Consider the following 23802-nt stretch of genomic DNA (forward strand, 5'->3'; position numbering starts at 1 on the left):
TGCCTCAGGAAGTGGTTAAATGTGACCGCTTGGTCCGCGTTACCATCCAAGTCTGCAGTTTCTTGTGCTCAGCCAGGCGCTGGGCGCTTCATTTCCGCCGACAAGATCATTAGGGGCTTGTTCAATGTCTGCATCCCTCGCATTTGTCTTTCCCGGTCAAGGTTCGCAGTCCCTCGGCATGCTTGCCGAGCTGGGCGCCCAGTATCCGCTGGTCATTGATACCTTCCGCGAGGCCTCCGAGGCTCTGGGCTATGACCTCTGGGCATTGACCCAGAACGGTCCGGAAGAGCAACTCAATCAAACTGACAAAACCCAACCGGCCATCCTCACCGCCTCGATCGCCCTATGGCGCCTGTGGCTGGCAGAGGGCGGTGCGCGCCCGGCTTTCGTTTCCGGTCATAGCCTGGGCGAGTACAGCGCGCTGGTTGCCGCGGGCAGCCTGAGCCTGGGTGACGCCGTGAAGCTGGTCAAGCGACGTGGCGAACTCATGCAGGAGGCCGTTCCGGCCGGGCAGGGCGCGATGGCGGCGATTCTCGGCCTGGATGACGCTGTCGTCGTCGGTATCTGTGCTGAGGCAGCCCAGGGCGAAGTGGTCAGTGCGGTGAACTTCAACTCGCCAGGTCAGGTCGTGATCGCCGGCGCCAAGGCTGCCGTCGAGCGCGCCATGGAAGCCTGCAAGGCTGCCGGCGCCAAGCGCGCGCTGCCGCTGCCGGTCAGCGTGCCGTCGCACTGCGAGCTGATGCGTCCGGCTGCCGAGCGCTTTGCCGAGTCGGTCAATGCCATCGACTGGCAGGTTCCGCAGATTCCCGTAGTGCAGAACGTCGGCGCCGCTGTGGCAGCTGACCTGGGCACCCTCAAGCGCGACCTGCTCGAGCAGCTGTACAAGCCAGTTCGCTGGGTCGAGTGCGTGCAGACCCTGGCCGCCAATGGCGCGGTGCAACTGGTCGAGTGCGGCCCGGGCAAAGTGCTTGCCGGTCTGAACAAGCGTTGCGCCGATGGCGTCACCACTTATAACCTCAACACCCCGGATGCTGTCGCCGCCACCCGTGCGGCGCTGGCCTGATTTAGGAGAAGCTTGCATGAGCCTGCAAGGTAAAGTTGCCCTGGTTACCGGCGCCAGTCGTGGTATTGGCCAGGCTATCGCCCTGGAGCTGGGCCGTCTGGGCGCTACCGTGATCGGTACCGCCACCTCTGCCTCGGGCGCCGAGCGTATCGCCGCGACCCTCAAGGAGCACGGCATCACCGGTACCGGCCTGGAGCTGAACGTGACCAGCGACGAGTCGGTTGCTGCCACCCTGGCCAAGATCCAGGAGCAGTTCGGCGCGCCAACCATTCTGGTCAATAACGCCGGCATCACCCGTGACAACCTGATGATGCGCATGAAGGACGACGAGTGGTTCGACGTCATCGACACCAACCTGAACAGCCTCTACCGTCTGTCCAAGGGCGTGCTGCGTGGCATGACCAAGGCGCGTTGGGGTCGTATTATCAGCATCGGTTCGGTGGTGGGTGCCATGGGTAATGCCGGGCAGGTCAACTACGCTGCAGCCAAGGCCGGTCTGGAAGGCTTCAGCCGTGCCCTGGCGCGCGAAGTCGGCTCGCGTGCGATCACCGTCAACTCGGTGACCCCGGGCTTCATCGATACCGACATGACCCGCGAATTGCCCGAAGCTCAGCGCGAGGCGCTGCAGACCCAGATTCCCCTGGGGCGTCTGGGCCAGGCTGAGGAAATTGCCAATGTGGTCGCTTTCCTGGCCTCTGAAGGCGCAGGTTATGTGACTGGCGCGACCATTCCGGTCAACGGCGGCATGTACATGTAAATCTAATGTGACGGATTGCTTCAAAAAAATGTCATACGAGCTGTCTAAAATCCGTTATAAAGCTGCAACCAGATTCTAGTCGGTTGGCAGGTGTGGTCTGGCGAGGCGTGTTGCGCTTGAAAAGCAGACGTCTTTCTATACACTTACACACCGGCCAGCCGCCTGACATATGTCCATTAGGAGTGAAAACAAGGTATGAGCACCATCGAAGAACGCGTCAAGAAAATCGTCGCCGAGCAACTGGGCGTTAAAGAAGAAGAAGTAGTGAACTCTGCTTCCTTCGTCGAAGATCTGGGTGCCGATTCCCTTGACACCGTTGAGCTGGTGATGGCTCTGGAAGAGGAATTCGAGACCGAAATCCCTGACGAAGAAGCCGAGAAGATCACTACTGTTCAAGCTGCTATCGACTACGTCACCAGCCACCAGGCCTAAGACGTTGTAGTCGTCGCTTCTTGTCATGGAAAAACCGCACTGCCTTCGCCGGCGTGCGGTTTTTTCTTTACAAGAGATGTAGTCAATTGAATAAGGAGAGTGCTGTGTCGCGTAGACGCGTCGTGGTCACCGGTATGGGTATGCTGTCGCCACTGGGTACGGATGTGCCGAGCAGTTGGCAGGGCATTCTGGCTGGCCGCAGTGGCATAGGTCTGATTGAACATACCGACCTGTCTGCCTACTCCACCCGTTTTGGCGGCTCGGTAAAGGGCTTCGAGGTTGAGCAGTACCTGTCGGTCAAGGAAGCCCGCAAGCTCGATCTGTTCATTCAGTACGGCCTGGCAGCCGGTTTTCAGGCAGTGCGCAACGCTGGCCTGGAAGTGACCGATGCCAACCGCGAGCGTATTGGCGTGGCCATGGGCTCGGGTATCGGTGGCCTGACCAATATCGAAGAAACCAGCCGGACTTTGCATGAGCAAGGCCCGCGGCGCATTTCGCCGTTCTTCGTGCCGGGTTCGATCATCAACATGATTTCCGGTTTCCTGTCGATCCACCTGGGTGTACAGGGACCTAACTACGCCATTGCCACCGCCTGCACCACCGGTACCCACTGTATCGGCATGGCTGCGCGCAACATTGCCTTCGGTGAAGCTGATGTGATGATTGCCGGCGGGGCGGAAATGGCGGCCTGCGGCCTGGGTATGGGCGGCTTCGGTGCCTCGCGGGCGCTGTCGACCCGCAATGACGACCCGACCCGTGCCAGCCGTCCGTGGGACAAGGGCCGTGACGGTTTCGTCCTGGCCGACGGTGCCGGTGCGTTGGTGCTTGAAGAGCTCGAACACGCCAAGGCCCGTGGTGCGACCATCTATGCCGAGCTGGTGGGTTTTGGCATGAGTGGCGACGCCTACCACATGACTTCGCCGCCAGAAAACGGCAGCGGCGCGGCGCGCTGCATGGTCAACGCCTTGCGCGATGCCGCCCTGAACGCTGACCAGGTGAACTACATCAACGCCCATGGCACCTCGACCCCGGCCGGTGACCTGGCGGAAGCCTCGGCGATCAAGTCGGTATTTGGTGAGCATGCCTACAAGCTGGCGGTCAGCTCGACAAAGTCGATGACCGGTCACCTGCTGGGCGCTGCCGGTGCAGTGGAAGCGATTTTCAGCGTGCTGTCGATCAACAGTCAGGTGGCACCACCGACCATCAACCTCGATGAGCCGGACCAGGGCTGCGATCTGGACTTCGTGCCGCATGAGGCGCGCAACATGCCGATCGATATCGTGCTGTCCAACTCCTTCGGTTTTGGCGGTACCAACGGCTCGCTGGTGTTCCGCCGGTTCGCCGGCTGATGCACAGCTGGATCGATGGCCAGGCGGCAGATGCAGTCAACCTGCAAAGCCGCGCGCTGGCCTACGGCGATGGTCTGTTCGAGACTATTGCTGTCAGGGCCGGTCGGCCATCGTTGCTCGAGTATCATCTCGAGCGCCTGGCGCTGGGTTGCCAGCGCCTGGCGATCAGCGCCGATCACGGCCTGATTCGTGACGAGCTATGCCGTTATGCCAGCTTGCTGGGTGACGGCGTACTCAAACTGATTCTCGTCCGTGGTGACAGTCAGCGCGGCTATGCGCCTGGCGCTGGCGTGGTACCACGACGTATCCTTCAGGGCAGTCCCTTGCCTGCTTATCCTGCACAGCATGCCGAGCAGGGCGTTCGTCTGTTTGCCTGTACCACCCGCCTTGCGGAACAACCGCTGCTGGCCGGAATCAAACACCTCAATCGACTTGAACAGGTGCTGGCGCGTGCCGAATGGCAGGATACCGAGCATGCCGAAGGCTTGATGCGCGATACCTCGGGACGGGTCGTCGAAGGCGTCTTCAGTAACCTGTTCCTGGTGCGTGATGGCGAGCTGCTGACGGCTGACCTGAGCCGCTGTGGCGTGGCCGGGGTCATGCGCGCGGCCCTGATCGAGCAGGCTGCAGTGGCTGGAATCGCGCTGCGTGTTACCGATCTGTCCCTGCAGGACTTGGAGCAGGCTGATGAGGTTTTCGTCTGTAACAGCGTTTACGGTATCTGGCCGGTGCGTGCATTTGCAGCGCTGAACTGGTCGCCGGGTCCACTCACCCGTAAACTGCAGGCCATTGCCCGAACGCTACTGGATGCCTGATTTGTGAGACGTAAATTCTTGGTGCTGCTGGAAACCGGATTGATTCTGGCAGGCCTGATGTTGGGTTTTTCAGCCTGGAAAGTGAATTCGGCGCTTGAGCAGACCCTGCACGTTAACCAGGAGCAACTGCTCGACGTGCCCACTGGTACCAACCCTAATCGCATGTTCTACCGTATGGAGAGCCAAGGACTGCTGGATGATGCCTTCTGGCTGCGCCTGTACTGGCGCTTCAACATGGCGGGCGTGCCGTTGCATACCGGCGAGTACCGCATGATCCCAGGCATGACCGTGCGCGACCTATTCGAGGTCTGGCGTCGGGGCGATGTCGTGCAGTACAGCCTGACCCTGGTCGAAGGCTGGAATTTCCGTCAAGTGCGCTCGGCATTGGCCAAGCACGAAAAGATCAAGCAGACAATCGATGGCCTCAGTGATGTCGAGGTGATGGACAAGCTCGGTCACCCCGGTGTGTTCCCTGAAGGGCGTTTCTTCCCCGATACCTATCGTTTCGTGCGCGGCATGACTGACGTAGAGTTCCTCCAGCAAGCCTATGCGCGCCTGGACGAGGTGCTGGCCAAGGAGTGGGCCGAGCGTCCGAGCGACCTGCCGTATCGTGATCCGTACCAGGCGCTGATCATGGCTTCGCTGGTGGAGAAGGAGACCGGTGTGCCCCAGGAGCGCGGCCAGATTGCCGGGGTGTTCGTGCGCCGCATGCGCATCGGCATGTTGCTGCAGACCGACCCGACGGTGATCTACGGTATGGGTGAGCGTTACAACGGCAAGATCACCCGCGCCGACCTGCGCGAGCCGACGCCCTACAACACCTATACCAATGCTGGCCTGCCGCCGACGCCGATTGCCATGGTGGGCCGTGAAGCCATCCATGCCGCATTGAATCCGACACCGGGCAGCAGCCTGTACTTCGTCGCCCGTGGCGATGGTAGCCATATCTTCTCTGACGACCTGGATGCGCACAATTCGGCGGTCCGCGAGTACCAGATCAAGCGCCGTGCCGACTACCGTTCGAGCCCGGCACCTGTGACCGAACTTGAGCTTGAAGCCGAGCCTGCAGCCGAGCCGCAGACCCCGGAATCCACTGAGGTGAGTCCTGAGCCTGTGCCTGAAGCCTCGGCGCCGGCCAGTGAAGCCTCTGCGCAATGACCAACTATAAGGACTGCCTGTGAGCGGCTTGTTTATCACCCTGGAAGGTCCCGAAGGCGCGGGTAAGAGCACCAACCGCGAGTACCTTGCCGAGCACCTGCGTGCCCAGGGTGTGGATGTGGTGCTGACCCGTGAGCCAGGCGGCACGCCGCTGGCTGAGCGGATCCGCGAACTGTTGCTGGCCCCCAGCGACGAAAAAATGGATGCCGATACCGAGCTGTTGCTGGTGTTCGCCGCCCGTGCCCAGCACCTGGCCGAAGTGATTCGCCCGGCCCTGGCCCATGGTGCGGTGGTGCTCTGCGACCGTTTCACCGATGCTACCTACGCCTATCAAGGCGGTGGCCGTGGCCTGTCGCTGGAGCGCATCGCCACCCTGGAGAATTTCGTCCAGGGCGACCTGCGTCCGGACCTGACCCTGGTCTTCGACCTACCGGTGGAAATCGGCCTGTCCCGGGCTGCGGCCCGTGGCCGTCTGGACCGCTTCGAGCAGGAAGGCCAGGCCTTTTTCGAGGCCGTACGTCAGGCCTACCTGGCGCGCGCCAAGGCTGCGCCGCAGCAGTACAAGCTGATCGACGCTGCGCAATCGCTGGCCCAGGTGCAGCAATCGCTGGACGCCTTGCTGCCGCAGATCCTGGAGCGTTGCCGTGGCTGAGGCCTTTCCCTGGCAGCAGGACTTGTGGCAGCAACTGGCCGGGCGCACCCAGCATGCCCATGCCTACCTGCTGCATGGGCCACAAGGCATTGGCAAGCGCGCCCTGGTCGAGCGGCTGATGGCCTTGCTGCTGTGCCAGCGCCCGGCCAATTTGCAAGCCTGTGGGCAATGCAAATCGTGCCTGTTGCTGGCGGCCGGCAGTCACCCGGACAACTACGTGTTGGAGCCAGAGGAGGCCGACAAGCCGATCAAGGTAGACCAGGTGCGTGACCTGGTGTCCTTCGTGGTCCAGACCGCACAGCTGGGCGGGCGCAAGGTGGTGTTGATCGAACCGGCCGAGGCCATGAACATCAATGCTGCCAACGCCTTGCTCAAGAGCCTGGAAGAGCCTTCCGGCAATACTGTGTTGCTGCTGGTCAGCCACCAGCCGAGCCGGTTGTTGCCGACCATCAAGAGTCGTTGCGTACAGCAAGCGTGTCCTTTACCCGATACCACGCAAAGCCTGGCCTGGTTGAGCGGGGCGTTGCCTGAGTGCGATGAGCAGGAACGCCTTGAGCTGCTCAGCCTGGCGGCAGGCTCGCCGCTGGTTGCTGTCAGCCTGCAGGCTCAGGGTGCGCGCGAGCAGCGGGCGCTGGTGGTCGACGGGGTGAAAAAGCTGCTCAAGCAGCAGCAGTCCCCGAGTCAGCTGGCCGAAGCCTGGAATGCGATTCCCTTGCTGCAGTTGTTCGACTGGTTCTGTGACTGGTCCAATCTGGTCCTGCGTTATCAGTTGACCGAGGACGAGGAAGGTTTAGGCTTGAGCGATATGCGCAAGGTTGTGCAGTACCTGGCGCAGAAGAGCGGCCAGGGCAAGGTCCTGGAGATTCAGGACTGGATCCTCGCCCAGCGCCAGAAGATCCTGGCCAAGGCCAATCTCAATCGTGTGCTGTTGCTCGAAGCGCTGCTGGCCTCCTGGGCAATGTTGCCCGGCCAGCGTTGAGCCGGGCTGTCCCTTTATTTCCTTTCAGCGTTGTCATGTGCCCATGCTTGTAGATTCCCATTGCCACCTCGACCGTCTCGACCTCACCGCTCACCAGGGCTCTCTGGATGCGGCCCTGGATGCTGCCCGCGCTCGAGGCGTTGGCCACTTCCTGTGCATCGGCGTCAGTGCCGATAACGCCAAGGCGGTCAAGGACCTGAGCGAGCGTTACCGCGACGTCGACTGTTCGGTGGGTATCCACCCACTGGACCTGACGCCCGACGGCGCGCCGCCGCTTGCGTGGCTGCTCAAGGAGCTGGAGCACCCGCATGTGGTGGCCATCGGCGAAACCGGGCTGGACTACCATTACGAGCCAGAAGCGGCCGAGGTGCAGCAGGACTCCTTCCGCCTGCACCTGCAGGCGGCGCAAGTTACTGGTAAGCCGGTCATCATTCATACCCGTGCAGCGCGTGCCGACACCCTGACCCTGCTGCGCGAAGCAGACCTGAGCCAGGCGGGTGTACTGCATTGCTTTACCGAAGACTGGGGCATGGCCAAGGCGGCACTGGACTTGGGTTACTACATCTCGTTGTCCGGAATCGTCACCTTCCGCAATGCCGATGCCTTGCGCGACGTCGCCCGGCAAGTGCCGGCCGATCGCCTGCTGGTCGAAACCGACTCGCCCTACCTGGCGCCGATTCCCTACCGCGGCAAGGCGAACCTGCCGCAGTATGTGCGGGAAGTGGCGGAATTCGTCGCGATGGTGCGGGGCGAAACCTATGAGCAACTGGCCGAACAGACCACTGCGAACTTCAAACGCCTGTTTCCGTTGGCTCGGGTGAGCTGAGACCGGCCGGATGTCTTGATCAGTTTTCCAGTTTCTCGGTGATCCTGACCAGGTCTGCCAAGGATTTCACCTGCATCTTGCGCATCGCATTGGCTCGGCGAACTTTCACGGCGATTTCACTCAGATTGAGCTGGGCGGCGATCTGCTTGTTCAGCAGGCCTTGCACGACCAGGCGCGCCACGTTGCGCTCGCCCTCGCTCAACAACATCCAGCGCTCGTGCAATTCGGCGCTGGCGGCATCGCGCTGGCGGCGCTCGCGGTCCTGCTCGAGGCCCTGCTGGATGGCGTCAAGCAGGTCCTGATCGCGGAACGGTTTGGTCAGGAACTCGATGGCACCACGCTTGATCGCCGTGACACCCATGGCGATGTCGCCATGCCCGGTGATGAAGACCACCGGCAACTGCAAGCCCAGTTCTTGCATTTGGCGATGAAAGTCCATGCCACTTTGCTCGGGCATGCGCACATCCAGCACCAGGCAGCCGGGGGCATCCATGACCGGCTCGGCGAGAAACGCCCGGGTAGAGGCGAACGCCCGTGTTGTCAGCCCCACGGAGGCAAGCAGGTCCTCCAGGGCGGCGCGCATGGAGCTGTCGTCGTCGATGATATAAACGACTGGCTGTGCAATTGCAGGGGAGAGGGGTGTCATGCCTGTTCCTTATCCGTGGTGGGTAGGCTGAAGCGGAACAACGCACCGCCATTTTCATTCGATTGCGCGCAGATATCGCCGCCATTGGCCTCGATGATCGCGCGGCTGATGCTCAGGCCCACGCCAATGCCCTGGGCCTTGGTCGTCCAGAAGGCCTCGAACAGGTGTTCATGGACACCGGCTGCCAGCCCGACACCTGCGTCGCAAACGCTGAACACGATCATAGCGTCCTGGCGTGCCGAGGTGATCCGGATGGCGCGCCTGGATACCGGTACCGCTACGCTGGCCTCGATGGCGTTCAATATCAGGTTGCCCATCACCTGCTGCACCTGCACGCGATCGGCCAGCGCCAAGGGCAGATCGGGGCTCAGATCGACGGTTAACACAATGCTGGCCCGCGCCATTTCCTGCTGCGACAGCGCTATGATCTCCTGGGCCGCGTCATTGAACGCGAAGGCGACCCTCTGTGATGGCTCGCCCTTGGTCAGGCTGCGCACCCGGGCGATAATATCGCTGGCGCGGTTTGCGTCGGCCAGGATGCGCTCCAGCGCCTGGCGAGCCTTGTCCAGGTTCGCCGGGTCCTGTGCCAACCAACGCTGGCAGGCATTACCGCTGGTGACGATGGCCGCTAGCGGTTGATTGAGCTCGTGGGCAATAGACGTGGTCAGGCCCTCCAGGCTTTTCACCCGGGCAATGCGCAGCAGGCGCGCTTGCGCATCGTGGGCGGCAGCGCGCGCGGCTTCCATCTTCAGTACCAGGTAGGCGGTGATCAGGATCGCGATGACACTGATGGTCATGTTGATCAGGCCTGCGCGGTAGTCCCCCTGTGTCGTGATGGAAAAGCTGAGCAGCGTGATCGTGACACAAATGCCGGCCAAGACCATCAATGCGCGTCGGCTGAGGATGCGCGCCGCAGTGAGGATCACCACGGTATAGAACACCGACGCCGCGACCTCGTAGCTGGTCGCGCTGTCGATTATGAAGATCGCCGCCATCACCATCGCCATGAGCACGAATCGTGTCACTCGGTAAGGCGTCGAGGGCGTTTGCAAGGGGGGCGCTTTTATCACCTGCTTGGCTCCTGTGCTTGTTGCTGTGCGGCGTTGCGCAGGCCGCCCCTGTCCACACTCTCCAGCCTGCGCCGTGGCGCGGGGCTGAAAAGCGTACCACAGCAGGATTGGGTGAGGTTGGCCACAGGGTGCTTCAAGGGTTGGGCTTGACCTGGGGCGAGCCGGCGGGCGCAGATCAGCGCAGCGCACCCGATTGCTTGACCATCAGCACCGGTACCGCGGTCAGCACCAGCACGGCGAGCAGTTGCGTCCACAGGGAGCCGTCCCAGGACAACTCGGGCATCACCCGAAAATTCTGACCGTACCAGTTGATCAGGGCAGTGCCGGGGATGAACGCGGCCCACAACACACTGAACACCTTGGTGACGTTCAGGTCGCTCATCGCTACCGTCTCGCCAGCGGCGCGCCAGTGAAAGCGTTGACGTTCCAGGATGAAGCGCGCACGGCGCTGCACGCCTTCGATGTGGGCGATCAGCTCATCGGCATCTTCCGGCCTTGCCGTGGGCCTGCACACCATCGCCCGGCGTAGCCGCAGGGCGGCCTGCTCAAGGTCATCCAGCGACTGCAGGACGAACGACAGCGGCGCGTTCAGCGTCGCCAGATGACCATCCACATCCGCCAGATCTTCCGCGCCCCGTGTGTTGTCAGTTCCCGCGTTGAGCTGGAAGGTCCGAATGGACTGCATGGACACGCGCAGGCCCTGGTCGATGCGATCGAGTACCAGGCAGGTCTGGCCTAGCAACTGGTGCAGCAGCACCAGCGATATCGACTGGGAGCTGTCGGTCGACAGTCCTTGGGCCTGGATCCGTTCGAATGCCTGGCCGGGACGCAGCACCCGGTGCCCGGTCTCGACGGTGAACAGTGGGTGGTCATCGTCGCCCTGGCGCCACAGCAGATCTGTTACCAGCACCTGGTCGTCCTGCAGCCGGGCGCAGCGTATGCGCAGGGTGGTGCCGGGTCGCGCGATGGGTTCAGGGATCAGATTGATGCCGTGGAGTCTGCCCAGGTCCTCTAGCGCCTGCGGATCCGCAGCGTGTAGCCGCTGCCAGGCCGGTAGTTGGTTGATTGCGTTCATCGCATCCACCCCTTGCGTTTGATGTAGAGCAGTGGCATCAGGGCGAAGAGTCCTGTCAGGCCCATGACCATCCATTCGCCCCATGGCAATTCCAGCTCCGGCATGTGAGCGAAGTTCTGTCCGTAGAATGAGGCCACCAGGGTGGGTGGGGTGAAAACCGCGGTGACCACCGTGAACACTTTGACTACCTGATTTTGCTTGATGTCCATGGTGGTCATCAGCGACTGCTGCAAGTTGCGGATCTTGTCGTGCTGAAATCGTGCATAGCGTCTCAGGCTCTGGATGTCGGACAGCAGCATGGGCAGGCTCTGCTCGAAGCGGGCTTCACCTGCCACCCGCCGCAGCCAGCGGCCGGCACGGGCCAGCATCAGTTGCCCCTCCACCGTCTTGGCGACCAGCTCTTCGGCCTCACCCAGGGCGATGGCTGTCCCGGCGATGTCGGCAACGCCGGCCTGGCGCTTGGACATCTCGAAGCCGCCGCTGGCAATGGCGACGATTTCGCTGCGCTCGTCCAGGCGTGCGGAAATCTCGCGAATGGCCGCGTGCGCCGAATCGTTGAGCACTTCGAGAAGGGTGAACAGCATCCCGGCCGGATCGAGCGGGCGGCCGGCCAGCCGTGTTTCCAGCAGTTGCTGGCTGGCCTGCTCCAGGGCGTTGAGGTGGACATCCTTCTCCACGCTGATCAATACATCCTTGCTGAGGGCGAACAGCACGCTGGTTTCCAGGTACTGCTGCTCCTGGTGAATCACCAGTTCCAGCGGAATGATGATGAAGTCGCCTTCCTCGGTGGCCGCACGACCACGGATGATTGACAGGTCAACGCCATGCTGGCTGTGCGCAGCGCGCAGTTGCTCGTGCTGCCCGGCGGACAGGCGCAGCCAGCCGGCTTGCTGCAGTTCATCGGCATGCCCGACGGCACGCATCAGCTCAGGTTGCTTTGCGGTCATGGTTCAACCTCCTGTTCCAGTCAACTCGGCCTGCGCGCTCTGCTCGGTCGTTGCTGGCAGGGCATGTTCGCCGTACAGGTGCAGCGCGGCGAAGCTGCCCAGGATCAGGGCGTAGAGCACGATCACCGCGATCATGATTTCTCGCTCGATCTGCGCGGTGCGTGGGCGGCTTGCACGGGCGCGGTCAATCGCCTGGCGGCGTTGCAGGGCGGCTGGATTCGAATCGTCCTGCAGGGTCAGGTCGGCGTTCCAGACCAGGCCTTGCAGGGTGCCAGGGCTAGCAGGGGTGGGTGGCGTTGCGTCGTTAAGGATTGGCGGCATGGGGGATTCTCCAGAGTTAAGTACGATCCGCTGACCGTGGTCATTCACCGCAGCCAGCCGCGGTGCTTTACGTAAAGCAGTGGCAGCACCGCGAGAAAGGCTGTCAGGGCGATGATCATGGGTTCGCCGTACTGCCACTCGAGAATGGGCATGTTGGCAACGTTCATGCTGTAGTACGTGGAGATCAGCATGGCCGGCAGGAACACTGCGGTAATCACCGAGAACACCTTGACGATCTGGTTCTGCTTGACGTTCAGGGCCATGTTGTTGGTGGTCTGCAGCAGTCGCACACGGTCGTGCACGAAGCTGACGTGCTCCTCGACCGCTTCGATGTCGGCGATCAGCGTCTGGTACAGCGGCCTCAAGCGGGCGTTCGCAGCCGACAGGCGTCCCAGTACATGGCGTGCGGCGAGGGCCAGTTGCAGCTGGCTTTCGATGCAGTCCGACAGCAGTTCTTCCACTTCGCCCAGATTCAGCTGTGTCGACACCACGTCGCTGGCACCAAAGTCACGGTCGCGCGTCTCCAGGCTGTTGAGCACCGAGTTGGTCTGTACCAGCACTTTGCCCAAGTCTTCGTTGAGTGAGTCCAGCAACTCGTCGGTGGCATCGTTGATGGCCTGAAGAATCGCGGCGAAGCTCAGCAGTGCACAGCTGTCTCGTCCGTCACGCGCGAGCCGGTTCAGGGCCACCGTCAGGGGCTGTGGAGCAGGATCGGGCTCCAGCGAAATCAGTATCTGCCGACCGAGCACGAACACCACCCGGCTGGCCTTCTTGCGGCCGTTGTCGACGCCAAGGAAGGTGATCGGAAAGTAGCTGAACTCGCCGTCCTGGCTCACGATGCGCTGTAGTGTCCGGGGGATGTCGATGCCAAGGGCCTGTCTGACCTCGTTCAACTTTTCCGGCGTGGCGCTGCTGATGCGCAGCCAGTCATGGGGTGTTTGCCCGTTGTCCGCTGTGCGACGGTCAGCACCCTGTTGTTCTAGGGTCATGGCTGGCCTCCTTGCGACGCAGGCTGGCGGGTACCCTGCACCGAGGGCTTGAGTGCTTTGGCGCTTTCATAGAAACCGGAATGTGAGCCGGATGTGGATGAAGTCCTGGTGTCCAGGTCATAGTTGCCGAAGTGCAGGGCGCTGACCGCGATGACCAGGATGCCCCAGGTGTAGCCCAGCATCGAGAAGGACAGTCGCTCATAGCGGGACCAGCGCCTGGGCGCTGCAGGCGGGATGTTGCTGAAGCGTCGTGCGGTTCGTGTCCAGACCAGGGGCTGGAGAATGCTGTCGGCTGAGGGGGTGGACGGCGGAGCGCTGATCATCTGCGGCATGCTGCGGCCTCGTCTGATGAATTGCTGGCCAGCGCGGCGGCGTGCGACTTCTGTCGCTCGACATGCCGGGTGGCGAGACGGTGTGAATTGAAGGTGTACCGGCTCAGGCGACGCGCAGGGTCGTTTCCAGGCGGGCAGAGGAAGCCAGTAAGGCACTTGGTGCCGAGGGGAGATGGGCAGTGAGGGCGCGCGGTGCGCGCTGACGGGTGTTGCCGGGGAGAATATGGAGCATCAGCATGAGACTGTCCTCGGGACGCACGGTCGCCAAGGCATCTCACACGTTCAGGTGAGTAGCTGCCTCGGAGCCAGTGTCCTCCGATAGGTTGCGATCATGGTTGGTTGCAAGGCGGGTTCAGGCGCGCTCGGGCGCCGATGCGGATCGGGGTCCATGGACTTCCTCCTCTTTGGAGCGGTGTGTCAACGCGGTGTTCGAACTGCGTCAACCTGCGACTGGGGGAAATTCTCGCATCAGTATTTGCTCGATGCCAGACAGCAATGGGATACCCCGGAGCGGCCAAGGGATAATCGATATATACCAAGGTATAGAGTGAGGCCCGTTGCTGGCGTCAGGCAAAAAAAACCCGGGTTCTGGGGGGTGAATCCGGGTTAAGACCATTAGGAGTAAAACAAAGGCACACGGTCCCTGAGCACCTTTATCAGCGCGCCACTTGGGGGGATGCGCCGCGCCAACACCTGAAGTATTGGTCAGGATTGGCGAGCTGCCAGCGGCTGTTGCTGGTTTTTTAAACAGATTTGGAATACGACCACGGCTGCTGAGCACTCATCGCTCTGCAATTTGCCGCACAATTGCCAGAGTTTCGTCGATTATCTGCTTGGGTGTGTAGAAATGCGGGGAAAAGCGCACGCCAGGCCCGCGGGTAATACAAACTACCTGCTGTTGTTTCAGCTGGTGATAGGCCTGGGCATTGTCCACCCCGTCGATGCTGAACGAAACGATGCCCGAACGGCGCTGCGGATCTTCCGGGCTGTGCAACTGAACCCCGGGAATCGCCGCCAGCCCTTCATAGAGCCATTGCACCCGTTCTGCCAGAAGCGTGGATACCTGTTCCATGCCCACTTCTTCCAGTAGCGACAGACTGGCGTCCAGCGCCGCCGCGCCGAGCATGTTCGGGCTGCCGCATTCAAAGCGCCGGGCGCTGCGGGCCGGCTCCCACTCGGTGCGGGTGTAGTCGCCCATGTGTTCGAGCATGTGCCAGCCGTATTCGCTGAGTTTCAGCTGTGGGCGAACCTCGGTGCGACAGTAGAAAACACCGAGGCCTTCAGGGCCGAGCATCCACTTGTGACCATCGGCCATGGCGAAATCGCACTGATAGGCTTGCACATCGAAGGGCAGGGCGCCCAGTTGCTGAATGGCGTCGATGCAGAACAGCACGTTGCGTTCACGACAACCCTGGCCGAGCCGCACCAGGTCCAAACGCAGGCCGCTGGCGAACTGTACGGCGCTGATCGCCAGCAGGCGCACTTGCGGACCACAGGCGGCCAGCAGGTCGGCTTCCGGGTCTTGTCCCTTGAGGCTCACCTGGATCACTTCTACACCCTGGTCGGCCAGGGCTTCCCAGACGATGCGGTTGGAGGGGAATTCTTCATCGCTGATGACAATCCGGTCACCCGCTTGCCACTGGAGTCCGAAAGCGACGAACGAAAGCGCTTCGGAGGTGTTCTTGATCAGGGCGATGTCATCGGTCGACGGCGCATTCGTCAGGCGCATCAAGCGTTCGCGTAGGCGTTGCTCCATGGCCATCCAGTCTGGATAGTCCCTGGCGCCGAGCAAAACGTTCTCATTGGCGAAGCGGGCAACGGCCTGGCTGGCCCTTCTTGGCCATGGGGCGACGGCAGCGTGGTTCAGGTAGCGAAGGCCTGGAGCCTGTTCAAACTCATCAAGAAACATAGACATGGTCGGATGATCCGTGCATTTTGGCGCAAGTTAGGCATAATAACCGGCTTCGATTTTGATCCAGTCCTTCTTATGCAGAAAGAACCTCGTAAGGTCCGTGAGTTTCGTCGCCGTGAGCAAGAAATTCTCGATACCGCGCTCAAGCTGTTTCTCGAACAGGGTGAAGACAGTGTCACCGTCGAGATGATCGCTGATGCAGTCGGTATCGGCAAAGGCACGATCTACAAGCATTTCAAATCCAAGGCGGAGATCTACCTGCGCCTGATGCTCGACTACGAGCGCGATTTGAACGAACTGCTGCACTCTGCCGATGTTGACCGCGACAAGGAAGCCCTGTCGCGTGCCTACTTCGAATTTCGCATGCGCGATCCGCAGCGCTACCGCTTGTTCGACCGTCTTGAAGAAAAGGTGGTCAAGGGCAACCAGGTGCCGGAGATGGTCGAGGAGCTGCACAAGATCCGTGCCTCCAATTTCGACCGCCTGACCTTGCTGATCAAAGGCCGCATCAGCGAAGGCAAGCTTGAAGACGTGCCGCCGTATTTCCACTACTGCGCCGCCTGGGCCTTGGTGCATGGGGCTGTGGCGCTCTACCATTCGCCGTTCTGGAGCAACGTGCTGGAGGACCAGGAAGGTTTCTTCCAGTTCCTGATGGATATCGGCGTGCGCATGGGCAACAAGCGCAAGCGCGACCCGGACACGACCGGCAACTGACACATCCAGAGGCCCAACGAAGTTACTGGTGTGGCCCCTGCAGGAATATACTCAGGTATGAGGCTTGCAAAAACCTGATTTTTGAGTCAGGTTTTGCAGGCCCGATTTATCCATGCCGGAGTCATCCATGATCGTCGACCGCCAAGGCAGGCGTTTTCGCAATTTGCGTGTCAGCCTTACCGCTGCCTGCAACTATGCCTGCACCTATTGTGTACCGGACGGCAAGCGTCTGGTGGCGGCCCAGGATGAGCTGTCTGCCGAGGCCATGGCCCGCGGTGTGGCCTATCTGATCGAAGCGGCCGGCATCGAGCGTTTACGCGTAACGGGCGGCGAGCCGCTGGTCAGTCCCAAGCTTGAAACGTTTCTTACTTCGGTCGCTGGCCTGGGGCTGGACGAAATCAGTCTGACCACCAACGGCCAGTTGCTGGCGCGCAAGCTGCCGCTGCTGCGTGCGGCCGGCATTTGTCGGCTCAACGTTTCCCTCGACACCCTCGATCCTGATGCCTTCCGCCGTATAGCGCGCGGTGGTGACCTGGCCACTGTGCTTGATGGCATGGAGCAGGCCAGTGCGGCCGGGATGAAAATCAAGGTCAATATGGTGCCCTTGCGTGGGCAGAACTTCGACCAGGTGCTGGCGCTGCTGGAGTACTGCCTGGCCCGTGGTTTCGAGCTGCGTTTTATCGAATTGATGCGTATGGGACACCTGGCCCGTGACAGCAATGCCTTCCTGCAGCAGTTCGTCAGTCTCGAGCACTTGCTGCAGTTGATTGGCGAGCGCTACGAATACCTGCAGGCCAACGCGCCGGTGGATGCCACGGCGCTGCGCTATCAGATTCCTGGTCAGGGTTACTTTGGGGTGATCGCCAATGAAAGCGTGCCGTTCTGTCGAACCTGCTCGCGTTTGCGCCTGTCTTCCACGGGTTGGTTGCATGGCTGTCTGTCATCGAGCAACCGTCACTTTATCGGCGACCTGCTCGACAAACCGCGCCATCAAGCCTTGCCCGCCCTGCAAGGATTGCTTCTCAAGGCTTTGGGCGACAAGCAGTCGGTGGCGTTTTCCGGTGGTGCAACGGTGATGAAGATCATCGGCGGCTAAGACTGGCGCAAAAGCTGCATCTGTCAGCCGTTCGCCGGTTTTCCGTCACCGGCCACTGGAGGATAGATGCGTAGCCTGGTTTTGCTGCTGGCGCTGATGGCGTTGGGCGGCTGTATGAATGTCAGCGATATGGGCGAGGGTGCCCGTTATCACATGAGCGATGCTGGTCTGCTCGATCACAGCGATACCCGTCGTTCGTTGTCGGTGCGCCTGCAGCCTGATTCATTCATTTATATTGGCCAGGGTGCCTTCGTCCCTCCGGGAAAGGGGCCTTATCCGCGGCCTAATGTGGTGGCTGAGGAAGCCTTCAAGGGCTTTATCGAGTACTTCCCCATGGTCCGCCGGGCCCAGGCCCCCTTGGGGTTGGAACAGGCCCTGGTCGAAGCGCGTGGGGTGGGTGCCCATTACCTTCTCTATGCCCGCTTTGCCCGCACCGACGACCGCATCGGCAATGGCGACGAATGGTATGACGAGCAAGCGCTCGACCGTCTGGGCATCGATACCGGTGTGGTCCAGCTGATGCTCATCGAAACCAATACCCGCTACCTGATCGATACCGCGCGGATCAAAAGCCGCGGCGGATTGCTGACGTTTCACGACAATAAGCCGGAAGATTTGCTCGGGCTGCCACTTGAGGATTACGCTCGTAGTCTTTTGGGCATGAGCCGTTGAGGAAAGGGTGATGACAGATACCGGCAAGGCCAGTGATCTCCTGGCACAGATTCCCAAGTCCGAAAAAGGGCTGCCACCGGTGCATCTGTGGAGCCCGGACTTCTGTGGCGACATCGACATGCGCATCGCCCGTGACGGCACTTGGTATTACCTCGGCACGCCGATCGGGCGCAAGCCTATGGTCCGTCTGTTCTCCACCATCATTCGCCGGGACGGTGACGACTATTTCCTGGTGACGCCGGTGGAGAAGGTCGGCATCAAGGTCGACGATGCGCCGTTCGTGGCGGTGGCCCTGGATGTGCAGGGCACAGGTGAGCAGCAGGTGCTGCGGTTCATCAGCAATGTCGAGGATCAGGTCGAAGCTGGTCCTGAACACCCCTTGCGCTTCGAAATCGATGTGCAGACCCAGGAGCCGTCGCCCTATGTACGCATGCGCAGCAACCTCGAAGCGCTGATCCATCGCAATGTGTTTTATCAGTTGGTGGAGCTGGCTGTGCCGCGCCAGATCGACGGGCAGCAATGGCTGGGTGTCTGGAGTGGCGGCACCTTCTACCCCATTGGTCGCAGCTGATTGGCCTCCCGCTGGATGAGCGGCGGCCAGTAACCAAGCCCTATCAGCTTGTAGGGCAGGGTAAAGGGCGAGGGGCTGAAACGAAAAAACCTCCAGTGCTTAGCGCAACTGGAGGTTTTTCAAGTATTTGGCTCCGCGACCAGGACTCGAACCTGGGACCCAATGATTAACAGTCATTTGCTCTACCGACTGAGCTATCGCGGAATCTGTGGCGTATCTTACTGATTGCTAAGGGGAAGTCAAGCCTCCCCCGGGCAAAAAGTCAGTTACAGGACCTCGACGATAGCCTTGGTCACCACATGGATGTTGCTCTGGTTCAGGGTGGCCACGCAGATGCGGCCGGTATCCAGGGCGTAGATGCCGAACTCATTCTTCAGGCGCGCCACTTGATCGGCGCTCAGGCCCGAGTAGGAGAACATGCCGCGCTGGCGACCGACGAAGCTGAAGTCCTGCTTGGCACCGTACTGGGCCAGCAGTTCGACCATCTGCTTGCGCATGCCGTGAATGCGCTGGCGCATTTCGGCCAGTTCTTCTTCCCACATGGCGCGCAGCTCAGGGCTGTTGAGCACGGTGGCGACGATGGTGGCGCCGTGGGTCGGCGGGTTGGAGTAGTTGGTGCGGATCACGCGCTTGACTTGCGACAGCACGCGAGTGGCCTCTTCCTTGGACTCGGTGACGATTGACAGGGCGCCAACGCGCTCACCGTACAGCGAGAAGGATTTGGAGAACGAGCTGGAGACGAAGAAGTCCAGGCCCGACTCGGCGAACAGTCGTACGGCGAAGGCGTCTTCGTGGATGCCGTCGCCAAAGCCTTGGTAGGCCATGTCGAGGAATGGCACGTGGCCTTTGGCCTTGACCACTTCCAGGACGTTTTTCCAGTCGTCCAGGCTCAGGTCGACGCCCGTCGGGTTATGGCAGCAGGCATGCAGCACGATGATCGAGCCGTTTGGCAGGGCATTGAGGTCTTCGAGCATGCCGCTGCGGTTGACGTCGTGAGTGGCGGCGTCGTAGTAGCGGTAGTTCTGCACTGGGAAACCAGCGGTTTCGAACAGGGCGCGGTGGTTTTCCCAGCTCGGGTCGCTGATGGCGACGACAGCGTTGGGCGACAGCTGCTTGAGGAAGTCGGCACCGATCTTCAGGGCGCCGGTACCGCCGACGGCCTGGGTGGTGACCACGCGGCCGGCGCTCAGCAGCGGCGACTCGGCACCGAACAGCAGCTTCTGCACGGCCTGGTCGTAGGCGACGATACCGTCGATCGGCAGGTAACCGCGGGAAGCGTGCTGGGCAGCGCGCTGGGTTTCGGCTTCGATCACTGCACGCAGCAGTGGGATACGCCCTTCTTCGTTGCAATACACACCTACACCCAAGTTGACCTTGTTGCTACGGGTATCGGCGTTGAAAGCTTCGTTGAGACCCAGAATGGGATCGCGTGGTGCCAGCTCGACAGCGGAAAACAGGCTCATTATTACCTTGGCTCTGAATGGAGAGTGGAAGAGGTCGCACGCTCCAGTCGAATGCACTAGAGCGGTGCACAAACGGGGAGTCAGTATAGTGATACCCATCGGTCACGGCGACAGTCTGACGCAGCTTTTCCTGCTGTTTCGCCGATTATTTTTCGACCGTTAGTCGAATTGACCGGTCCATAATCAGAAATGCCCACGACATTAAGTTGAAACTGGCGCTCAAGACCCCTAATTCGGTATAACTACTGTCTATAAATACAGTTGCCGGCGTCTGCGATAAAAACGTCGCGAAAACACAGAGGTTTGTCATGTCCGAGTTCCAGCTCGTCACCCGTTTCCAGCCGGCCGGCGACCAGCCCGAAGCCATTCGTCTGATGGTTGAAGGCATCGACGCGGGCCTGGCGCATCAGACCCTGCTTGGGGTGACCGGCTCGGGCAAGACCTTCAGTATCGCCAACGTCATTGCCCAAGTGCAGCGACCGACCCTGGTGCTGGCGCCGAACAAGACCCTGGCAGCGCAGCTGTATGGCGAGTTCAAGGCGTTTTTCCCCAATAACGCCGTCGAGTACTTTGTTTCCTACTACGACTACTACCAACCCGAAGCTTACGTACCGTCCTCCGACACCTTCATTGAGAAGGATGCCTCGATCAACGACCACATCGAGCAGATGCGCCTGTCGGCGACCAAGGCGCTGCTGGAACGTCGCGATGCAATCATCGTCACCACGGTGTCCTGCATCTACGGTCTGGGCAGCCCGGAAACCTACCTGAAGATGGTCCTGCACGTGGATCGCGGCGACAAGCTCGATCAGCGCGCCTTGCTGCGTCGGCTGGCCGACTTGCAATACACCCGCAACGAAATGGACTTTGCCCGCGCCACCTTCCGGGTGCGTGGCGATGTGATCGATATCTTCCCGGCCGAATCGGACCTGGAGGCGATCCGCATCGAGCTGTTCGATGATGAAGTCGAGAACATTGCCGCCTTCGACCCGTTGACCGGCGAGGTGATCCGCAAGTTGCCGCGCTTCACCTTCTATCCCAAGAGTCACTACGTGACCCCTCGGGAAACCCTGCTCGAAGCAGTGGAGGGCATCAAGGAAGAGCTGCAGCAGCGCCTTGAATACCTGCACAAGGCCAACAAGCTGGTCGAGGCCCAGCGCCTGGAGCAGCGCACCCGTTTCGATCTGGAAATGATCCTCGAACTGGGCTATTGCAACGGCATCGAGAACTACTCGCGCTATCTCTCCGGGCGTCCGGCCGGGGCGCCGCCGCCGACCCTCTACGACTACTTGCCGGCTGATTCGTTGTTGGTGATCGACGAGTCGCATATCAGCGTTCCCCAGGTGGGGGCGATGTACAAGGGGGACCGTTCGCGCAAGGAAACCCTGGTGGAGTACGGCTTCCGCCTGCCATCGGCACTGGACAACCGGCCCATGCGTTTCGACGAGTGGGAAAGCGTCAGTCCACAGACGATCTTCGTGTCCGCCACGCCTGGGCCCTATGAGGCTGAACATGCTGGCAGGGTAGTGGAGCAGGTGGTGCGCCCGACCGGCCTGGTCGACCCTCAGGTTGAGGTGCGTCCGGCCACCACCCAGGTCGACGACCTGTTGTCGGAAATCCATAAGCGTGTTGCGCTGGAAGAGCGTGTGCTGGTCACCACCCTGACCAAACGCATGGCCGAAGACCTTACCGATTACCTGGCCGATCACGACGTGCGGGTGCGCTACCTGCACTCGGACATCGACACCGTGGAGCGCGTCGAGATCATCCGCGACCTGCGCCTGGGCACCTTCGATGTGTTGGTGGGGATCAACTTGTTACGCGAGGGCCTGGACATGCCCGAGGTGTCGCTGGTGGCGATCCTTGATGCCGACAAGGAAGGTTTCCTGCGTTCCGAGCGTTCACTGATCCAGACCATCGGCCGAGCGGCGCGCAACCTCAATGGCCGGGCGATTCTCTATGCCGACAGAATGACCGGCTCGATGGAGCGGGCGATCGGTGAAACCGAACGCCGTCGTGACAAACAGATTGCCTTCAACGAAGCCAACGGCATCGTGCCCAAGGGCGTGGTCAAGGACATCACCGACATCATGGAAGGCGCCAACGTGCCCGGCTCGCGCAGCAAGAAGCGCAAGGGCATGGCCAAGGCGGCCGAAGAAAGCGCGCGCTACGAAGCCGAACTGCGCTCACCCGGCGAGATTGCCAAACGGATCAAGCTGCTGGAAGAGAAGATGTACCAGTTGGCGCGGGACTTGGAGTTCGAGGCCGCAGCGCAAATGCGTGACGAAATAACCGCGTTGCGCGAGCGTTTGATCACGATGTGAGGGCTTCATCATGGGACTAGCCAGGCTCGCACACAGGTGACGATCGCGCCCATTGCTGGAGCCGGATGCCCGCTCCCTGTTAACATCCAGCCTTTGATTCATCTCTAGTTCGAGACTCTCCATGACCACCGTTCGCACGCGTATCGCGCCTTCGCCTACTGGCGATCCCCACGTCGGCACCGCTTACATCGCCCTGTTCAACTACTGCTTTGCCAAGCAGCACGGCGGCGAGTTCATCTTGCGTATTGAAGATACCGACCAGTTGCGTTCGACCCGCGAGTCCGAACAGCAGATTTTCGACGCCCTGCGCTGGCTCGGTATCGAGTGGAGCGAAGGTCCGGACGTCGGTGGCCCGCATGGCCCGTACCGGCAGAGCGAGCGCGGCGACATCTACAAGCAGTACGCCCAGCAACTGGTCGACTTGGGGCACGCCTTCCCGTGCTTCTGCACCGCCGAAGAGCTGGACCAGATGCGTGCCGAGCAAATGGCCCGCGGCGAGACCCCGCGCTATGACGGTCGCGCCTTGCTGCTGTCGGCCGAAGAAGTGCAGCGCCGCCTGGCCGCTGGCGAGCCGCATGTGATCCGCATGAAGGTGCCGAGCGAAGGCGTCTGCGTGGTGCCGGACATGCTCCGTGGCGAGGTCGAGATTCCGTGGGACCGCATGGACATGCAGGTGCTGATGAAGACCGACGGCCTGCCGACCTACTTCCTGGCCAACGTCGTCGACGACCACCTGATGGGCATCACCCACGTGCTGCGCGGCGAAGAGTGGCTGCCCTCGGCGCCCAAGCTGATCAAGCTGTACGAGTACTTCGGTTGGGAACAGCCGGCCCTGTGCTACATGCCGCTACTGCGTAACCCGGACAAGAGCAAGCTGTCCAAGCGCAAGAACCCGACCTCGGTGACCTTCTACGAGCGCATGGGCTTCATGCCTGAAGCCATGCTCAACTACCTGGGCCGCATGGGCTGGTCGATGCCGGACGAGCGCGAGAAGTTCTCCCTGGCCGAGATGGTCGAGCACTTCGATCTGTCGCGGATTTCCCTGGGTGGGCCGATTTTCGACATCGAGAAGCTGTCCTGGCTCAACGGTCAGTGGCTGCGCGAGCTGCCGGTGGAAGAATTCGCTGCACGGATACAGAAGTGGGCGTTCAACAGCGACTACATGATGAAGATCGCGCCGCATGTGCAGGGCAGGGTAGAGACCTTCAGCCAGATCGCACCGCTGGGGGGCTTCTTCTTTGAAGGCGCGCTCAAGCTCGATGCCAAATTGTTCGAGCACAAGAAGCTGTCGGCCGACCAGGTGCGTCAGGTCATCCAGCTGATCCTGTGGAAGCTGGAAAGCCTGCGCCAGTGGGAAAAAGACCGCATCACCAACTGCATCCAGGCCGTGGTCGAGGCTTTGGAGCTGAAACTGCGTGATGCCATGCCGCTGATGTTCGCCGCGATCAGCGGCCAGGCCAGCTCGGTATCGGTGCTCGACGCTATGGAAATCCTTGGTCCGGACCTGACCCGCTACCGTCTGCGCCAGGCGCTGGACCTGCTCGGTGGTGTATCGAAGAAGGAAAACAAGGAGTGGGAGAAGCTGTTGGGCACCATCGCCTGATAGTCTTCGCGGGTGCAAGCCCGCTCCTACAGTGGG

General features: G+C 61.2%; 25 protein-coding genes and 1 tRNA gene. 15 read left to right on the top strand and 11 right to left on the bottom strand.

Annotated features, from left to right (window positions below; all coding sequences use genetic code 11):
- Window positions 1-124 precede the first annotated feature (124 nt).
- From fabD to ACRESH_RS10220, 9 genes are all read left to right on the top strand, one after another.
- Complete coding sequence (gene fabD, locus ACRESH_RS10180; protein ID WP_431741864.1) at window positions 125-1063, top strand: ACP S-malonyltransferase; 939 nt, start codon at window positions 125-127, stop codon at window positions 1061-1063.
- A gap of 16 nt (window positions 1064-1079) precedes the next feature.
- Window positions 1080-1820 carry a 3-oxoacyl-ACP reductase FabG gene (fabG, locus tag ACRESH_RS10185; protein ID WP_431741865.1) on the top strand — a complete coding sequence of 247 codons (741 nt, stop codon included), beginning with the start codon at window positions 1080-1082 and terminating at the stop codon, window positions 1818-1820.
- A gap of 195 nt (window positions 1821-2015) precedes the next feature.
- A complete protein-coding gene (gene acpP, locus ACRESH_RS10190; RefSeq protein ID WP_122783953.1) occupies window positions 2016-2252 on the top strand; it encodes an acyl carrier protein in 237 nt (78 codons plus the stop codon).
- Between the two features lie 104 nt (window positions 2253-2356).
- The gene (gene fabF / locus ACRESH_RS10195; protein ID WP_431741866.1) at window positions 2357-3601 is read left to right on the top strand and encodes a beta-ketoacyl-ACP synthase II; all 1245 of its coding nucleotides are present in this window, start codon (window positions 2357-2359) and stop codon (window positions 3599-3601) included.
- Complete coding sequence (pabC, locus tag ACRESH_RS10200; RefSeq protein ID WP_431741867.1) at window positions 3601-4416, top strand: aminodeoxychorismate lyase; 816 nt, start codon at window positions 3601-3603, stop codon at window positions 4414-4416. Before fabF ends, pabC begins: the two co-directional genes overlap by 1 nt.
- Window positions 4417-4419: 3 nt before the next feature.
- Complete coding sequence (mltG, locus tag ACRESH_RS10205) at window positions 4420-5574, top strand: endolytic transglycosylase MltG (protein WP_431741868.1); 1155 nt, start codon at window positions 4420-4422, stop codon at window positions 5572-5574.
- 19 nt (window positions 5575-5593) lie between these two features.
- The gene (gene tmk / locus ACRESH_RS10210) at window positions 5594-6226 is read left to right on the top strand and encodes a dTMP kinase (protein WP_431741869.1); all 633 of its coding nucleotides are present in this window, start codon (window positions 5594-5596) and stop codon (window positions 6224-6226) included.
- Window positions 6219-7205, top strand: a complete 987-nt coding sequence (locus ACRESH_RS10215; RefSeq protein ID WP_431741870.1) for a DNA polymerase III subunit delta' — start codon at window positions 6219-6221, stop codon at window positions 7203-7205. The genes tmk and ACRESH_RS10215 overlap by 8 nt, the downstream gene beginning before the upstream one ends.
- Before the next feature lie 43 nt (window positions 7206-7248).
- The gene (locus ACRESH_RS10220) at window positions 7249-8031 is read left to right on the top strand and encodes a TatD family hydrolase (RefSeq protein WP_431741871.1); all 783 of its coding nucleotides are present in this window, start codon (window positions 7249-7251) and stop codon (window positions 8029-8031) included.
- A 19-nt stretch (window positions 8032-8050) separates the two neighbouring features.
- Here ACRESH_RS10220 and ACRESH_RS10225 read toward each other — a convergent pair whose 3' ends face one another.
- The 9 genes from ACRESH_RS10225 to ACRESH_RS10265 form a co-directional block, all read right to left on the bottom strand.
- Window positions 8051-8677 (bottom strand): response regulator transcription factor, encoded by a 627-nt coding sequence (locus tag ACRESH_RS10225; RefSeq protein WP_431741872.1) that lies wholly within the window; start codon window positions 8675-8677, stop codon window positions 8051-8053.
- A complete protein-coding gene (locus ACRESH_RS10230; protein ID WP_431741873.1) occupies window positions 8674-9684 on the bottom strand; it encodes a sensor histidine kinase in 1011 nt (336 codons plus the stop codon). Before ACRESH_RS10230 ends, ACRESH_RS10225 begins: the two co-directional genes overlap by 4 nt.
- Before the next feature lie 238 nt (window positions 9685-9922).
- Window positions 9923-10822, bottom strand: a complete 900-nt coding sequence (locus tag ACRESH_RS10235) for a CorA family divalent cation transporter (RefSeq protein WP_431741874.1) — start codon at window positions 10820-10822, stop codon at window positions 9923-9925.
- On the bottom strand, window positions 10819-11769 hold the full coding sequence (locus ACRESH_RS10240; protein WP_431741875.1) for a CorA family divalent cation transporter: 951 nt from the start codon (window positions 11767-11769) through the stop codon (window positions 10819-10821). Before ACRESH_RS10240 ends, ACRESH_RS10235 begins: the two co-directional genes overlap by 4 nt.
- Window positions 11770-11772: 3 nt before the next feature.
- The gene (locus tag ACRESH_RS10245; RefSeq protein WP_431741876.1) at window positions 11773-12090 is read right to left on the bottom strand and encodes a hypothetical protein; all 318 of its coding nucleotides are present in this window, start codon (window positions 12088-12090) and stop codon (window positions 11773-11775) included.
- A 44-nt stretch (window positions 12091-12134) separates the two neighbouring features.
- A complete protein-coding gene (locus ACRESH_RS10250; protein WP_431741877.1) occupies window positions 12135-13079 on the bottom strand; it encodes a magnesium transporter CorA family protein in 945 nt (314 codons plus the stop codon).
- Complete coding sequence (locus ACRESH_RS10255) at window positions 13076-13411, bottom strand: hypothetical protein (protein WP_431741878.1); 336 nt, start codon at window positions 13409-13411, stop codon at window positions 13076-13078. The genes ACRESH_RS10250 and ACRESH_RS10255 overlap by 4 nt, the downstream gene beginning before the upstream one ends.
- A gap of 103 nt (window positions 13412-13514) precedes the next feature.
- Window positions 13515-13649 carry a hypothetical protein gene (locus tag ACRESH_RS10260; protein ID WP_431741879.1) on the bottom strand — a complete coding sequence of 45 codons (135 nt, stop codon included), beginning with the start codon at window positions 13647-13649 and terminating at the stop codon, window positions 13515-13517.
- A 543-nt stretch (window positions 13650-14192) separates the two neighbouring features.
- Entirely contained in the window at window positions 14193-15326 is a 1134-nt protein-coding gene (locus tag ACRESH_RS10265) for an aminotransferase class V-fold PLP-dependent enzyme (protein ID WP_431741880.1), read from the bottom strand.
- 72 nt (window positions 15327-15398) lie between these two features.
- Here ACRESH_RS10265 and ACRESH_RS10270 point away from each other — a divergent pair, with 72 nt between their 5' ends.
- From ACRESH_RS10270 to ACRESH_RS10285, 4 genes are all read left to right on the top strand, one after another.
- The gene (locus tag ACRESH_RS10270) at window positions 15399-16037 is read left to right on the top strand and encodes a TetR/AcrR family transcriptional regulator (protein WP_431741881.1); all 639 of its coding nucleotides are present in this window, start codon (window positions 15399-15401) and stop codon (window positions 16035-16037) included.
- Window positions 16038-16164: 127 nt separating this feature from the next.
- Complete coding sequence (locus ACRESH_RS10275) at window positions 16165-17133, top strand: GTP 3',8-cyclase MoaA (protein WP_431741882.1); 969 nt, start codon at window positions 16165-16167, stop codon at window positions 17131-17133.
- 66 nt (window positions 17134-17199) lie between these two features.
- Entirely contained in the window at window positions 17200-17805 is a 606-nt protein-coding gene (locus tag ACRESH_RS10280) for a DUF4823 domain-containing protein (RefSeq protein ID WP_431741883.1), read from the top strand.
- 10 nt (window positions 17806-17815) lie between these two features.
- Window positions 17816-18376, top strand: a complete 561-nt coding sequence (locus ACRESH_RS10285; RefSeq protein ID WP_431741884.1) for a DUF1285 domain-containing protein — start codon at window positions 17816-17818, stop codon at window positions 18374-18376.
- Window positions 18377-18504: 128 nt separating this feature from the next.
- On the opposite strand, the gene ACRESH_RS10290 is transcribed toward ACRESH_RS10285, so the two are convergent.
- Both ACRESH_RS10290 and ACRESH_RS10295 read right to left on the bottom strand, forming a co-directional pair.
- Window positions 18505-18580 (bottom strand) — tRNA-Asn (locus ACRESH_RS10290).
- A gap of 62 nt (window positions 18581-18642) precedes the next feature.
- On the bottom strand, window positions 18643-19839 hold the full coding sequence (locus ACRESH_RS10295) for an amino acid aminotransferase (RefSeq protein WP_431741885.1): 1197 nt from the start codon (window positions 19837-19839) through the stop codon (window positions 18643-18645).
- A gap of 308 nt (window positions 19840-20147) precedes the next feature.
- Between ACRESH_RS10295 and uvrB the strand changes: the two genes are divergently transcribed.
- Together uvrB and gltX are read left to right on the top strand one after the other, a co-directional pair.
- A complete protein-coding gene (gene uvrB / locus ACRESH_RS10300) occupies window positions 20148-22163 on the top strand; it encodes an excinuclease ABC subunit UvrB (RefSeq protein ID WP_431741886.1) in 2016 nt (671 codons plus the stop codon).
- Window positions 22164-22284: 121 nt separating this feature from the next.
- Window positions 22285-23766, top strand: coding sequence for a glutamate--tRNA ligase (gltX, locus tag ACRESH_RS10305; RefSeq protein ID WP_431741887.1), 1482 nt, complete (start codon window positions 22285-22287; stop codon window positions 23764-23766).
- Window positions 23767-23802: the final 36 nt, after the last annotated feature.

Source organism: Pseudomonas sp. (genome assembly GCF_050739775.1).
Taxonomy (GTDB): domain Bacteria; phylum Pseudomonadota; class Gammaproteobacteria; order Pseudomonadales; family Pseudomonadaceae; genus Aquipseudomonas.

Coding starts and splice junctions, on each gene's coding strand:
- ACRESH_RS10280 (WP_431741883.1), top strand. CDS start 17,200: ATGCGTAGCCTGGTTTTGCTGCTGGCGCTGATGGCGTTGGGCGGCTGT.
- fabG (WP_431741865.1), top strand. CDS start 1,080: ATGAGCCTGCAAGGTAAAGTTGCCCTGGTTACCGGCGCCAGTCGTGGT.
- ACRESH_RS10220 (WP_431741871.1), top strand. CDS start 7,249: ATGCTTGTAGATTCCCATTGCCACCTCGACCGTCTCGACCTCACCGCT.
- ACRESH_RS10270 (WP_431741881.1), top strand. CDS start 15,399: ATGCAGAAAGAACCTCGTAAGGTCCGTGAGTTTCGTCGCCGTGAGCAA.
- ACRESH_RS10255 (WP_431741878.1), bottom strand. CDS start 13,411: ATGCCGCAGATGATCAGCGCTCCGCCGTCCACCCCCTCAGCCGACAGC.
- gltX (WP_431741887.1), top strand. CDS start 22,285: ATGACCACCGTTCGCACGCGTATCGCGCCTTCGCCTACTGGCGATCCC.
- ACRESH_RS10230 (WP_431741873.1), bottom strand. CDS start 9,684: ATGGCGATGGTGATGGCGGCGATCTTCATAATCGACAGCGCGACCAGC.
- ACRESH_RS10260 (WP_431741879.1), bottom strand. CDS start 13,649: ATGCTGATGCTCCATATTCTCCCCGGCAACACCCGTCAGCGCGCACCG.
- ACRESH_RS10295 (WP_431741885.1), bottom strand. CDS start 19,839: ATGAGCCTGTTTTCCGCTGTCGAGCTGGCACCACGCGATCCCATTCTG.
- ACRESH_RS10225 (WP_431741872.1), bottom strand. CDS start 8,677: ATGACACCCCTCTCCCCTGCAATTGCACAGCCAGTCGTTTATATCATC.
- ACRESH_RS10275 (WP_431741882.1), top strand. CDS start 16,165: ATGATCGTCGACCGCCAAGGCAGGCGTTTTCGCAATTTGCGTGTCAGC.
- ACRESH_RS10285 (WP_431741884.1), top strand. CDS start 17,816: ATGACAGATACCGGCAAGGCCAGTGATCTCCTGGCACAGATTCCCAAG.
- fabD (WP_431741864.1), top strand. CDS start 125: ATGTCTGCATCCCTCGCATTTGTCTTTCCCGGTCAAGGTTCGCAGTCC.
- acpP (WP_122783953.1), top strand. CDS start 2,016: ATGAGCACCATCGAAGAACGCGTCAAGAAAATCGTCGCCGAGCAACTG.
- uvrB (WP_431741886.1), top strand. CDS start 20,148: ATGTCCGAGTTCCAGCTCGTCACCCGTTTCCAGCCGGCCGGCGACCAG.
- ACRESH_RS10250 (WP_431741877.1), bottom strand. CDS start 13,079: ATGACCCTAGAACAACAGGGTGCTGACCGTCGCACAGCGGACAACGGG.
- ACRESH_RS10235 (WP_431741874.1), bottom strand. CDS start 10,822: ATGAACGCAATCAACCAACTACCGGCCTGGCAGCGGCTACACGCTGCG.
- ACRESH_RS10245 (WP_431741876.1), bottom strand. CDS start 12,090: ATGCCGCCAATCCTTAACGACGCAACGCCACCCACCCCTGCTAGCCCT.
- ACRESH_RS10265 (WP_431741880.1), bottom strand. CDS start 15,326: ATGTCTATGTTTCTTGATGAGTTTGAACAGGCTCCAGGCCTTCGCTAC.
- ACRESH_RS10240 (WP_431741875.1), bottom strand. CDS start 11,769: ATGACCGCAAAGCAACCTGAGCTGATGCGTGCCGTCGGGCATGCCGAT.
- pabC (WP_431741867.1), top strand. CDS start 3,601: ATGCACAGCTGGATCGATGGCCAGGCGGCAGATGCAGTCAACCTGCAA.